Source organism: Nocardia arseniciresistens (assembly GCF_046764875.1).
GTDB lineage: Bacteria > Actinomycetota > Actinomycetes > Mycobacteriales > Mycobacteriaceae > Nocardia > Nocardia arseniciresistens.
Window position 1 is genome coordinate 269,528 of the sequence record NZ_JBKORD010000009.1, and the last position, 12,542, is coordinate 282,069.

A 12,542-nucleotide genomic window follows, 5' to 3' on the forward strand; every position below is an offset into this window, starting at 1 on the left:
CGTGGACGGGGTAACTCTCGGGCTGCTGCCCGCGCTGCCACTGGCAGGCGCCGTCATCCTGCTGCTCGGCGGGAAGTACACCGACAAATGGGGTCACCTGCTCGGCACCCTCGCGGCCCTGGCCGCGTTCGTGGTCGCGGGGGTGGCGTTCTTCAGCATGCTCGGCCGCGACAACGCTGAACGGGCCATCAGCAAGAACCTGTTCAGCTGGGTTCCGGTGCCAGGACTCGACGTCGACTTCGGGCTTCAATTGGACCAGCTGTCGATCTGTTTCGCACTACTGATCACCGGGGTCGGATCGCTGATCCACATCTACTCCATCGGCTACATGCACGATGATCCCGCGCGACGACAGTTCTTCGCCTACCTCAACCTGTTCCTCGCGGCCATGCTGCTGCTGGTGCTTGCGAACAACTACCTGGTGCTCTACCTCGGCTGGGAGGGTGTCGGCCTCGCGTCCTATCTGCTGATCGGGTTCTGGCACCACAAACCTTCCGCCGCAACGGCGGCCAAGAAGGCGTTCGTGGTCAACCGGGTCGGTGACATGGGGCTGGCGATCGCCATGTTCACCATGTTGACGACCTTCGGCTCGATCAACTTCGCCGACGTCTTCGGCGCCGCACCCGCCGCGAGCGAGGGAAAACTCACGGCGATCGGATTGCTGCTGTTGCTCGCGGCGTGCGGCAAGTCCGCGCAGGTACCGCTGCAATCCTGGCTCGGTGACGCGATGGAAGGTCCGACACCGGTGTCGGCGCTCATCCATGCGGCAACAATGGTCACCGCCGGCGTGTACCTGATCGCTCGCTCCGGCCCGATCTTCGATCTCGCGCCGCATGCCAGGCTCGGCGTGGTGCTTGTCGGCGCGGTGACGTTGTTGTTCGGTGCGATCGTCGGTTGCGCGAAGGACGACATCAAGAAGGCGCTCGCCGCCTCGACCATGAGCCAGATCGGCTACATGGTGCTCGCCGCCGGGCTCGGCCCGGCAGGCTATGCCGTCGCCATCATGCATCTGCTCACCCACGGCTTCTTCAAGGCCGGACTGTTCCTCGGTGCGGGTTCGGTGATGCACGCGATGGACGACGAGACCGACATGCGCCGCTACGGCGGATTGCGCAAGCTGCTGCCGATCACCTACATCACCTTCGGGCTCGGCTATCTCGCCATCATCGGAGTACCGCCGTTCGCAGGGTTCTTCTCCAAGGACCGCATCATCGAGGCGGCGTTCAACCAGGGCGGCGCGAATGGTTTGGCGCTGGGCACGGTGACGCTGATCGGTGCCGGGCTGACCGCGTTCTACATGACTCGGGTGATGCTGATGACCTTTTTCGGTGAACGCCGCTGGAAACCGGACACGCACCCACACGAGTCCCCGGCGGTGATGACAGGACCGATGATCCTGTTGGCCGTCGGATCGGTCGCGGCGGGCGGACTGTTCGTCCTCGGATCGTCATTGCAGAACTGGCTGGAACCCGTTGTCGGGGCGCATCACGGCGAGGAGACCGTTCCCGCCGCAGTCGTCACCGTGCTCGCCCTGATCGTGGTCGCCGTCGGCGTCGCATTCGCCTACAACCAGTACGCACAACGCGAGATCCCCGAGACCGCCCCGGAATCGGTGACCGGGCTGACCGTCGCGGCGCGCAAGGATCTTTACGCCGACGCGTTCAACGAGGGCGCGTTCATGCGTCCAGGCGCGTACCTGACCCGGGTCCTGGTCTTCCTCGACAATCGCGGCATCGACGGAGTCGTCAACGGCACCGCCGCGCTGATCGGTGGCTTGTCGGGCCGCATCCGACGAGTCCAGTCCGGATTCGTGCGGTCCTATGCCCTGTCCATGTTCACCGGCGCGGCCCTGGTGGCCGCAGCCCTGCTGGCGGTGAGGATCTGGTGAGCAATTTTCCCTGGTTGACAGTTTTATGGGTGTTGCCCGCGGTCGGGTCGGTTGCGGTGCTCGTGCTGCCTGCCGCGCAACGCACGCTGGCTCGGTGTCTGGCGCTCGGTATCTCGCTCGCGGCGCTGGTCGTCGCGATCGTAGTGGCGGTGCGCTTCGAACCCGGTGGCGCGCAATATCAGTTCGTCGAGGACCACGAGTGGATCCCATCCTTCGGCGCCGGATACACGGTGGGCGTGGATGGAATAGCGTTGGTGCTGGTGCTGCTCACCGCGGCGCTGGTGCCACTGCTCATCCTGGCGGGCTGGAACGACGAGCGCGAAGTCGGCAGTGTTGTGTCGAGCGGCCCGCGAGCAGGCGCGAGCGGCGGACGCCGCGTCGTGCACACCTACGTCGCGCTCAGCCTGATGGTCGAGGCGATGGTGCTGATCTCCTTCGTCTCGCTGGACATCCTGCTGTTCTATGTGTTCTTCGAGGCGATGCTCATCCCGATGTATTTCCTCATCGGCGGCTTCGGACCACGCAGTGCGGATGAGCAGCTGCGCCGGCAGCGGTCGCGGGCGGCGGTGAAGTTCCTGCTCTACAACCTGTTCGGCGGGCTGATCATGCTGGCCGCGGTGATCGGGTTGTATGTGATCACCGCGCGCGAAGGACTCGGCGACGGTTCGGCGGGTACCTTCGACTTCCGCACCGTGGTCGCCGCGGCCAACTCCGGACAGCTCGGCGCGGGTCCGACCGTGCTCAACGCGCTGTTCCTCGGGTTCATGTTCGCGTTCGCGGTGAAGGCCCCCCTGTGGCCGCTGCACACCTGGCTGCCCGATGCGGCGGTCGCGGCGACTCCGTCGAGTGCGGTGCTGATGATGGCGGTGGTCGACAAGGTCGGCACCTTCGGCATGCTGCGCTACTGCCTGATGCTGTTCCCGGATGCCTCGGGAACCTATGCGCCGCTGGTGATCACCCTCGCGGTGATCGGCATCATCTACGGTGCGCTGCTCGCCGTCGGCCAGACCGACGTGATGCGATTGATCGCCTACACCTCGATCTCGCACTTCGGATTCATCATCCTCGGCATCTTCGCTATGACAAGCCAGGGTCAGACCGGGGCGACGCTGTACATGGTCAACCACGGTATTTCGACCGCGGCACTGTTCCTGATCGCCGGATTCCTGGTGTCACGCAGGGGAACCCGAGTCATCGCCGAATACGGCGGGGTTCAGAAGGTCGCGCCGGTGCTCGCGGGGACATTCTTCATCGCCGGTCTCGCCACGCTGTCACTGCCCGGTCTCGCGCCGTTCGTCAGCGAATTCCTGGTCCTGGCGGGCACGTTCAGCCGATACCAGGTCGCCGCGGTCATCGCGACCGGCGCACTGGTGCTGGCCGCGCTGTATGTGCTGTGGCTCTATCAGCGGATGATGACCGGCCCGGTGAAGGAAGGCAACGAGCGGCTCTACGATCTGGTCCCCCGCGAACTCGCCGTGGTGGTACCGCTGATCGCCGCGCTGCTGTTCCTCGGCATCTACCCGAAACCGGTGCTGGACTTCATCAATCCCGCGGTCGGACAGACACTCACCACCATCGGCCGCCAGGATCCCGCGCCATCGATACCGTCGCTGCCCGAAGCGGGCGCGGAAGGACGGCATAAGTGACTTCCTACGACTACGGAACCCTGCTCGCCGCAACGCTGCCCGCGCCGAGCATCGAATACAGCAAGCTCGCACCGATGCTCATCGTTTTCGGTGCCGCGGTGGTCGGGGTATTGGTCGAGGCGTTCCTGCCTCGGCCGTACCGGTACCCGACGCACCTGGTGCTCGGGCTCGTCGGTTTGATCGCGGCACTGGTTGCCGTCATCCGGCTCTCGGGGACGAACGCCACCGTGATGGTCGGTGCGGTGTCGATCGACGGCGTCACATTGTTCCTACAGGGCACGATCCTGGTCGTCTCGATTCTGGCGCTGCTGTTGATCGCCGAGCGTGGTGCGGAACCTCGGGTCGAAGATCGTTCCGGCCCTGGCACCTGGAGTTCGGCGGCGGCGACCCTGGGGCGCGGTCTGGACGCGTTCACTCCGCAAGCCTCGGCGGTGCCGGACAGCTGGAACGAAAAGGCCGCGATCCGAGCGGGTGTCGCGACCACCGAGGTGTTCCCGCTGACCATGCTCGCGATCGGTGGGCTGCTGCTCTTCCCTGCCTCCAACGATCTGCTCACCATGTTCGTCGCGCTCGAGGTGCTGTCACTGCCGCTGTATCTGCTGTGCGGGCTGGCCCGTCGCAAGCGGCTGCTCTCCCAGGAAGCGGCGCTCAAATATTTTCTGCTCGGCGCGTTCTCCTCGGCGTTCTTCCTCTACGGTGTCGCGCTGCTCTACGGCCAGGCGGGCACCGTCGGGCTCGGCGGGATCGCCGATTCGATAGCGCAGCATCCGGAGAACACCACGCTCGCGGTGCTCGGTGTCGGATTGCTCGCGGTCGGCCTGCTGTTCAAGATCGGTGCGGTGCCTTTCCAGTCCTGGGTGCCCGATGTCTACCAGGGCGCACCGACCGCGATCACCGGATTCATGGCCGCCGCGACGAAGATCGCTTCGGTGGGCGCGCTGCTGCGTCTGCTCCAGGTCGCCGTTCCCGACCTGCGCGACGAGTGGCGTCCGGTATTCGCCGCGATCGCTATCGCGACCATGCTCATCGGCGCGGTCATGGCGATCACCCAGACCGATGTGAAGCGGATGCTCGCGTATTCCTCGGTCGCGCACGCCGGTTTCATCCTCACCGGCCTGATCGCCGCCAACGACGATGGCGTCTCCGCGGTCCTGTTCTATCTGCTGGCCTACGGCATCGGCACTGTCGGCGCGTTCGCCGTGGTGAGTCTGGTTCGCGACAGCTCCGGCGACGAAGCCACGGCCATGTCCCGATGGGCAGGCCTCGGCCGCCGTTCCCCCGCCCTGGCAACGGTATTCGCCCTCTTCCTGCTCTCTTTCGCGGGCCTGCCCCTGACCAGCGGCTTCGTCAGCAAGTTCGCCGTCTTCCAGGCGGCGGCCTCCGGCGGCGCTACTCCCCTTGTCATCGTGGGCGTGATCTCCAGCGCCATCGCCGCCTTCTTCTATGTCCGGGTCATCGTGCTGATGTTCTTCACCGACCCGCCCGAGAACGCTCCCCTGGTCGTCACCCCATTCCTGACCACCGCGGTCGTCGCCTTCACCACCGGAGCAACCATCCTCCTCGGCATCTTCCCGCAGCCCGTACTGGACATCGCCGAGCGCGCGGCGACCTTCGTCCGCTAGTCCCGCTTCGATCCGGTACCGCCGCACGCCCAATCGTGCGGCGGTACTTTCATGTTCGAGGCGTTCGGGTCAGTGCAGGTACGAAGCTCCGTTGACATTCAGTACCGCGCCAGAGGACCAGGTGGCTTCCTCGGATGCGAGATACCGCACCGCCGAGGCGATTTCTTCCGGCTCGGCGACTCGGTCGAAGGGGCTTTGGCCCCGGACTTCGTCGGTGACGCGGTGCACCACACGTTCGGTCGCCACAAAACCGGGTGCCACCGAGACGACCGCGATTCCGTAGGGGGCCAGGTAGACCGCCAGCGACTGGCCCAGCGCGTGCACGCCCGCCTTGCTCGCTCCATAGGCGGGATAGTCGGGCTCGCCGCGGAAAGCGCCTCGGGAGCCGATGTTCACGATGCGCCCCGCGACGCCACGGTCGATCATGTGCCTGGCCGCGCAGTAGGAGACATTGGCCGTGCCCAACACGTTGACGTCCATGGTCGCGCGCCAGGCCCGCTGCCACTGCGCATAGGTGGTCTCCGCCAACGGATGCGGGATATTGACCGCCGCGTTGTTGACGAGAACATGCAAGGTGCCCAGTCCGCCGACGGCCGCGGTGACGATCGCCTCCGCCTCGTCCGGTGACCCGATATCGCCACCGACGAGCACATGCCCCGTCCCGGCCAACCCGCGCAAGGTCTCTTCGGCGTCATCTCTGCCGGAGGAGTAGTGCACCGCTACCCGGTCGCCGTTATCGGCGAACGCGCGCGCGATGGCTCGCCCGATCCCCCGCGACGCTCCGGTCACCAATACGCCACGACTCATTCGTTCATCACCATCCCCCAAGCCTGCCATCACGACGGTTCGCCGACTCCGGCATCCCCATCAACCGTGGCAAGGCCCGCGCGATCTATAGCAGCTCAACATATTTGCCACCGCGGACCGATGGCCTGCACCGATGCGACATCTGGAGAGCCGTCGCCGCCTTGCTGCTAATCTGGGACAGTCGTCGGGTTTCGGGCGGCTGGAAGGGTTTGCCTTTGTTCGGTCGATGGTTGTCGAAATCATCTGTCCTACAGGGACTGTGAGGTGACGATGGTGAGACTTCGGTGTGCCTCACCAGAACTCCGGTCCTCGACGAGGTCTTTCGTTGCCTGTTCGACTGTCTGGAGTCACGCCTTGACCAAGCCACACTCACCATTGTCGGCCGCGGCCACCACAACGACTGGTACCTGCCCCGTCGCGCACGGCTCGCCGATCAATACCGATGGCCCCCGTGTCTCGTTGAATACCCCTGAGTTCGCCGCCGACCCGCACGCCGCCTACAGCGAGATGCGCAGGCAGTACGGCTCGATGGTGCCGATGGAGTTGGCGCCGGATGTGCCGGCCACCTTGGTTATCGGGTACAACACCGCGGTGCGGATCCTCAACGATCCCGACCATTTTCCCGCCGATCCGCGGGTCTGGCAGCAGCACATTCCCGCGGACTCTCCCATCAAGCCGATGATGGAGTGGTACCCGAACGCGCTGCGCAACACCGGGTTGGCCCATCAGCGTTATCGGCAGGCCTACACCGCGAGCATCGACGGAATCGATCTGCACGCACTGCATTCCACTGTCGAGAAGGTCGCCACCCCGCTGATCAACAACTTCTGCGAGACCGGCCAGGCCGACCTGGTATCCCAGTACGCGCTGCCGCTGGTGTTCGAGCTGCTCAATCAAATGGTCGGCTGCCCGACCGAGATCGGGCAGCGGGTCGCGACCGGCATGGCCGCGCTGTTCGACACCGTCAATGCCGCATGGGGTATGCAGACCCTCAGCGAGGCGCTGTTGGAGCTGACCCATCTGCGGCGCAAGGAACCCGGCGACGACGTCACCTCACGCCTGGCGCATCACCCCGCCGAACTCGATGACACGGAGATGCTCTCCCAGCTGATCAGCTTCTATGGTGCGGGCATCGAACCGCAGCAGAATCTGATCATCAACACCCTGCTGCTGATGCTCACCGACGATCGGTTCGGTGGTGAGATCCTGGGCGGGAGCCTATCGACGCGTGACGCGCTCGATGAGGTGCTGTTCAACAACCCACCCATAGCGAACTTCTGCATGAGCTACCCACGTCAGCCGATCCTGATCGATAACACCTGGCTGCCCGCACATCAGCCGGTCCTCATCAGCCTCGCGGGCTGCAACAACGACCCAGAGATCCGCGGTGGCGACCGCGCGGGCAATCGCTCGCATCTGGCGTGGAGCACGGGCCCGCATGCCTGTCCCGCGAAGTCCGTGGCATACCTGGTTGTGCAGGACGCCATCGATCAGCTGCTCGACGCGCTCCCCGAGATACAACTGGCCGTGCCGCAAAACGAATTGGTCTGGCGGCCGGGGCCTTTTCACCGAGCCATGGCGGCATTGCCGGTCAGCTTCCCCAAGTCCCCTCCGTTGAACCTGATGTAAGGAGCGTCTGATGGAGCCTGAACCGATCGTCCTCGATGCGAGTGGTGCCGACATCCAAGGTGAGTCCGCGCGGATCCGTGCGCGCGGTCCTGTCGCGCTGGTGGAGTTGCCCGGCGGCGTGCCGGCATGGTCGGTGACCGATGCTGTCACGCTACGAAGCCTGCTGGCCGACCCGCGCGTGTCGAAGGACCCTCGACAGCACTGGGCGGCGTTCCTGAACGGCGAGATCACCGAGGCATGGCCGTTGCTGCCCTGGGTGGTGGCGGACAATATGTTCACCTCCTACGGCGCCGATCATCGACGCCTGCGGAGGTTGGTGGCGCCCGCGTTCACCCACCACCGTACCGTCGCGTTGCGTCCGCGCATCGAGGCGATCACGGAAGAATTGATCGAACGGCTTGCCGCGCTGCCGCCGGGCGAATATGTCGACCTGCGTGCGCAATTCGCCTATCCGGTGCCGATCCAGGTGATCAGCGAGCTGATGGGTGTGCCCGACCACCTCGGCCCCGGCATCCACAAGTGCGTCGACGGGTTCTTCGACGGCTCGTTCACATCCGAGCAGGCGCAGGCGAACTACATCGAAATGTACGGGCTCATCAGCGAACTCGTCGCCTACCGGCGGGAGACGCCGGGCGACGACATCACCACCGTGTTGATCGCGACCCGCGACGAGGACGACGGCTCGCGGCTGACCGAGAAAGAACTCGTCGACACGCTGATGCTGGTCATCAACGCCGGGCACGAAACCACGGTCAACCTGCTCGACCAGGCGATCTTCGCGCTGCTGACCCATCCGGGACAGCGTTCCGACGTACTCGAAGGCCGCGTGCCCTGGTCGGATCTGGTTGAGGAAACACTGCGCTACCAGGCGCCCGTCGCGCACCTGCCATTGCGTTATGCCGTCGACGATATCGACGTCGACGGCATCCGTATCCCCAAGGGCGAGGCGATCCTTGCCTCGTACGCGGGCGCGAGCCGCGACCCGGAGGTGCACGGCGCGACCGCCGACGAGTTCGACGTGCATCGCCCGACCAAGGACCAGCACATCGCCTTCGGCCACGGCGCTCACCATTGCATCGGCGCTCCCCTCGCCCGTATGGAGGCGGCGATCGCGTTACCCGCTCTGTTCCACCGCTTCCCGAACCTGCGTTTCGCCGTGGACCCGGCCGAGTTGGCGCCGGTGGGGAGCTTCATCTCCAACGGGCACGCGACGCTGCCGGTGTATCTGGAGTCCGCGGAGTAGAACGTTCTCGAGTGGGGTGTCACCGAGGGGGCACCCCACCGCGTCCGGGTAACCCGAATTCATCCGCCGGGCGGCCATATCCGCTCAGGGCAGCAGCAGGCGCCAGTAGAGGGCTCATGGGACGAAGAGCGTGACCGCGTTGTCGCGTAATGGTTCCCGGCCTTGCCGACCTTGCGGAGTTAATTCGCGGACTGACGTAGGTGGTGCCGCGCCGGTCATTCCCCCCACAGCACCTCACGTAACCGGGGCTCGAAGGCGGCCGGGTCCTCCACGAAACCGGTATGGCCGCCGGGAAACAACACCGGATCGACGCCGATCGACGCTCCCAGCGCGTTGACCGTTCGCTCACACAGCTGTCCGGCCGAATCCGCACCGAGACCGAGCACGACACGTGTGGCCGTCGCGCGCAGCGCCGCCACATCGGGTTCCCATGAGGTGCTCTGGCGCAGTTCGTGCGCGAACCAGTAACTCTCGCTCGCCTGCTGGCGCGGCTCGGGTTCGCCACCGAACACCTGCTGGAACACCGGTTCCGGCATCTGAAGGTTGGCCTGCGCCATGAACTTCCGCCAGGCGCCCAGCCTGTCGCCGGACTTGTAGGTGGCGATGATGTCATCGGTTTTCGCATGCTGCTGCGCGCGATCGTCGAGCAGCGCGAGTAACGGCGGTTCGTGCGCAACGACCGTGGTGACCAGATCGGGGTGTGCTCGAGCCAAGGCCAGCACGGTGATAGCGCCGCCACTGGAACCGAGGACCACGGCCGGCCCCGCGTCGACGTGGGCGATCAGGCGCGCGAGGTCGTCGGCCCGCAATTCCGGGGTCGAGTCCTGCGTCGGGTCGTCGAGCACGCTGCTCTGGTGGCCGCGCGGGTCGGTGGTGAGGACGGTGTGATCGGTGGCGATCAAATCCGCGAGCGGCGCGAAGGCCGCCGCGTCCATGGGAGCGCCAACCAGCACGACCAGAGGTCCGGTGCCACGCAACTCGTAATACAGACGCGCGCCGGGCACATCGAGTGCGGCCGCGGTAGCGGGGACGATCGAGATCTGGGTCATCGGTTTCTCCTCGAGGAGTAGTCCTACGTGTGCATGTATTGACCGTGCACGCCCTGAAAACTCATCGGCCGTGTGCATACCCCCAGGACAAACCCACTTGTGCCTAGAAGTATTAGGCTTTAACCTAGGACTCCTAGGCAAGGAGGTGAGCGTGTCCCCACGCGCCGGTCTCACGGTTGAAAAGATCGTCCTCGCGGCGGCCGAGCTGGCAGACGAGGTCGGCTTCGAGAACATCACCGTGTCCGCCCTGGCACGGAAGTTCGACGTCAAGGATGCGAGCCTGTACTCGCACATCAAGAACATCAAAGACCTGCGCGGCCGAGTGTCCATCCTGGCCGCCGAGGAGAAGACCGACCTGATCGCCGATGCGGTCGCGGGTCTCGCGGGACGCGACGCGCTCGCCGCGTACGCCAATGGCTGGCGCCAGTACGCACTCACCCACCCCGGTCGCTACGCGGCGACCCAGGTGCCGCTGAACCCCGCCGTGGCGACGGTATGGCCCGGCTGGCGACGCGGCGTCGATCTGACCTACGGAATGCTACGCGCCTACGGCCTCGACGAACCCGATCTCACAGATGCGGTTCGCTTGCTGCGCAGCACCTTTCACGGCTACACAAGCTTGGAGGCGAGCGGCGGTTTCGGACATTCCCGACCGACCGAAGCTTCCTGGGAACGCATCATCGACGCACTGCACATCACACTCCAACAGTGGCCGTCGACCGATAACGAGGAGCAGAAGTAATGCGAAGCGACACCATCAAGGTCCCTGGTGCGACCATCTTCTACGAGATCCGCGGCAGCGGCCCGGTGCTGTTGATGCTCGCGGGCAGCGGCGGCGACGCGGCCATCTTCGATCAGCTCGCCGACCCGCTCGCCGAGCATTTCACCGTCGTGGCCATCGACCCGCGCGGTTACTCACGCAGCACTCTCGACACTCCGGAGCACAGCGATATCACCGCCGAGGTGCTGAGCGATGCCGCCTACCACGTCCTCGAACATCTCACTCCCACAGGCGAAGACGCGTATGTCTTCGGCGGCAGCGGCGGTGCGTCCGTCGCGCTCGAGCTGCTCGCCCGGCATCCCGAGCGGATTCGACTGGTGGTTGCCCACGAACCCCCTGCGTTCGCGATCCTGCCCGAAGCAGCGGAGAATCGCGCGTTCGTCGAGGAGGTCTACCAGCTTTCGCGCACGGAAGGCGTGGCCGCGGCGGGCGTCCGGTTCGTCGAAGGAATCGGCGGCACCATGAAGGGCTTCCCCAACCCCGACGACCTGCCGCCCCGCACTGCCGAGATGATCCACAGGATCGTGGCCAACGCATCGGTGATGATGGAACACGAACTCCGCCCGATCACCTCCTACCTCCCCGACGAGGCGGCACTAGCGGCCGTATCCGACCGCCTCGTCCTCGGTGCAGGCGACCTGACCCGAGGAACGCTTTCACACCGCCCGGTCGCGACCCTTGCAGAACACCTCGGCCTGCCACTGACGATATTTCCCGGCGGCCACAGCTTCACAGACGAACCGGAGGCGTTCACACAAGTGCTGCTGAACCTGCTACTCGGCGCCCGCAGCGCCAAGATCTGACACCGGACCGGCCACTGCAACGGCCAGGGGGCCGCGTCGGTTCAGAGTTGCAGCAACGCGAAGTCGAGCCGACTCGGCCGGTCACGACAAGGGGGTGACAAGACAACCGCAAGGTGCTTGTAGGACAGTCGGAATATGAAAGCCGACAGTTTGCTGAGATCGGGATGAGCCCGTCGCCACTCGATGCCCTCGATGCGGTGCTCCGAAAATTGACGGGCTTGCTCGGCACGGGCAAGGACTTCGATGCCGGGCGTCCCACTGCCGCCGACACCCTGGACCATTTCTATCGGACGAAGACCGGGATCCTGCGCGAAGGGGCGGACGGTTTCGATCGAACCGACAGCGAAGGCGTGGCACATCTGGCCAGTGCGGGTCTGGAGACGGCCGAATCGGCTGCTGTGCCGTTCGCCGAGATACGTCCGGCCGGCGTTTCTCGATTGATCCGCAACGCACATGAGCCGACATCGACGGAGGCAGCCGCCATGCGACGTGCCTATGAGGCCCAGGCCACGATCATGTCGCGGATGGGGGACCAGCCACCAACCCTCGCCGAAGTACGCGAACTGCTACAACTGGTCAACCCTACGAGGTCACGTACAGCGGGTAACTGCATGGAGTGCTCATGGGCGGTGCGCGATATCCTCGCCCGCAGGCCCGCGGTCGCCGGGCCCAGCGGCGCCCAGAAGTTCCTCGCGCCCTCGGCGGAACGCTTCCAAGGCGACAGCCATCACGAGATACATGAAGCGATATCCGCGAGGCTGACCCAGCCCGGTCAAAACGCGATCATGTCAGGCAATCGGTATTTCGATGCCTTCGGACATCACTACAACGTCGCCAACATCGAAGGAGAGATTTACTATCTCGACGGCCAGGAGGGAACCGTGACAGCTGAGAACATCATTCCCGACGGGGACACTACGTCGTGTTCCCGACTCCCGACAGGAATGCATGACAGCATTCGCCGCAGCGCGGCTTTCGATCCGGTCGCGCGTTGCTCGAATGCGCAGCGCTACCACGGCCCCCGCCCGAACCAGATAGGAAGCGAGGGAGCGTCCGGTCCCACGACGTGAGGAG

The 12,542-nt window shown here is 65.2% G+C and carries 10 protein-coding genes; 8 read left to right on the forward strand and 2 right to left on the reverse strand.

The genetic code is table 11. From position 1 onward, the window contains the following. Position 1: 1 nt before the first annotated feature. Genes nuoL through nuoN form a run of 3 tightly spaced genes read left to right on the forward strand, consistent with a single transcriptional unit; the run spans position 2 to position 5,156 of the window. Positions 2-1,888 (forward strand): NADH-quinone oxidoreductase subunit L, encoded by a 1,887-nt coding sequence (gene nuoL / locus ACLMAJ_RS18885; protein WP_412015041.1) that lies wholly within the window; start codon positions 2-4, stop codon positions 1,886-1,888. Then, positions 1,885-3,534, forward strand: coding sequence for an NADH-quinone oxidoreductase subunit M (locus ACLMAJ_RS18890; protein WP_412015042.1), 1,650 nt, complete (start codon positions 1,885-1,887; stop codon positions 3,532-3,534). The genes nuoL and ACLMAJ_RS18890 overlap by 4 nt, the downstream gene beginning before the upstream one ends. After that, positions 3,531-5,156, forward strand: a complete 1,626-nt coding sequence (nuoN, locus tag ACLMAJ_RS18895) for an NADH-quinone oxidoreductase subunit NuoN (protein WP_412015043.1) — start codon at positions 3,531-3,533, stop codon at positions 5,154-5,156. Before ACLMAJ_RS18890 ends, nuoN begins: the two co-directional genes overlap by 4 nt. 69 nt (positions 5,157-5,225) lie before the next feature. On the opposite strand, the gene ACLMAJ_RS18900 is transcribed toward nuoN, so the two are convergent. Next, positions 5,226-5,963, reverse strand: a complete 738-nt coding sequence (locus tag ACLMAJ_RS18900) for an SDR family NAD(P)-dependent oxidoreductase (protein WP_412015044.1) — start codon at positions 5,961-5,963, stop codon at positions 5,226-5,228. 354 nt (positions 5,964-6,317) lie between these two features. Here ACLMAJ_RS18900 and ACLMAJ_RS18905 point away from each other — a divergent pair, with 354 nt between their 5' ends. Beyond that, positions 6,318-7,592, forward strand: coding sequence for a cytochrome P450 family protein (locus tag ACLMAJ_RS18905; protein ID WP_412015045.1), 1,275 nt, complete (start codon positions 6,318-6,320; stop codon positions 7,590-7,592). Positions 7,593-7,602: 10 nt separating this feature from the next. Further along, complete coding sequence (locus ACLMAJ_RS18910; protein ID WP_412015046.1) at positions 7,603-8,835, forward strand: cytochrome P450 family protein; 1,233 nt, start codon at positions 7,603-7,605, stop codon at positions 8,833-8,835. A gap of 215 nt (positions 8,836-9,050) precedes the next feature. Here the strand turns inward: ACLMAJ_RS18910 and ACLMAJ_RS18915 are convergent, their stop codons facing one another. Next, complete coding sequence (locus ACLMAJ_RS18915; RefSeq protein ID WP_412015047.1) at positions 9,051-9,884, reverse strand: alpha/beta fold hydrolase; 834 nt, start codon at positions 9,882-9,884, stop codon at positions 9,051-9,053. 151 nt (positions 9,885-10,035) lie between these two features. On the opposite strand from ACLMAJ_RS18915, the gene ACLMAJ_RS18920 reads away from it, so the two are divergent. The 3 genes from ACLMAJ_RS18920 (at position 10,036) to ACLMAJ_RS18930 (ending at position 12,538) form a co-directional block, all read left to right on the forward strand. Continuing rightward, positions 10,036-10,626 (forward strand): TetR/AcrR family transcriptional regulator, encoded by a 591-nt coding sequence (locus ACLMAJ_RS18920; protein ID WP_412015048.1) that lies wholly within the window; start codon positions 10,036-10,038, stop codon positions 10,624-10,626. Beyond that, entirely contained in the window at positions 10,626-11,468 is an 843-nt protein-coding gene (locus ACLMAJ_RS18925) for an alpha/beta hydrolase (RefSeq protein WP_412015049.1), read from the forward strand. Before ACLMAJ_RS18920 ends, ACLMAJ_RS18925 begins: the two co-directional genes overlap by 1 nt. 164 nt (positions 11,469-11,632) lie before the next feature. Next, positions 11,633-12,538 carry a toxin glutamine deamidase domain-containing protein gene (locus ACLMAJ_RS18930; protein ID WP_412015050.1) on the forward strand — a complete coding sequence of 302 codons (906 nt, stop codon included), beginning with the start codon at positions 11,633-11,635 and terminating at the stop codon, positions 12,536-12,538. Positions 12,539-12,542 lie beyond the last annotated feature (4 nt).

Excerpts from the sequence above, each read along its gene's own strand:
- ACLMAJ_RS18900 (WP_412015044.1), bottom strand. The coding sequence starts at position 5,963 with ATGAGTCGTGGCGTATTGGTGACCGGAGCGTCGCGGGGGATCGGGCGA.
- ACLMAJ_RS18910 (WP_412015046.1), top strand. The coding sequence starts at position 7,603 with ATGGAGCCTGAACCGATCGTCCTCGATGCGAGTGGTGCCGACATCCAA.
- ACLMAJ_RS18915 (WP_412015047.1), bottom strand. The coding sequence starts at position 9,884 with ATGACCCAGATCTCGATCGTCCCCGCTACCGCGGCCGCACTCGATGTG.
- ACLMAJ_RS18925 (WP_412015049.1), top strand. The coding sequence starts at position 10,626 with ATGCGAAGCGACACCATCAAGGTCCCTGGTGCGACCATCTTCTACGAG.
- ACLMAJ_RS18930 (WP_412015050.1), top strand. The coding sequence starts at position 11,633 with ATGAGCCCGTCGCCACTCGATGCCCTCGATGCGGTGCTCCGAAAATTG.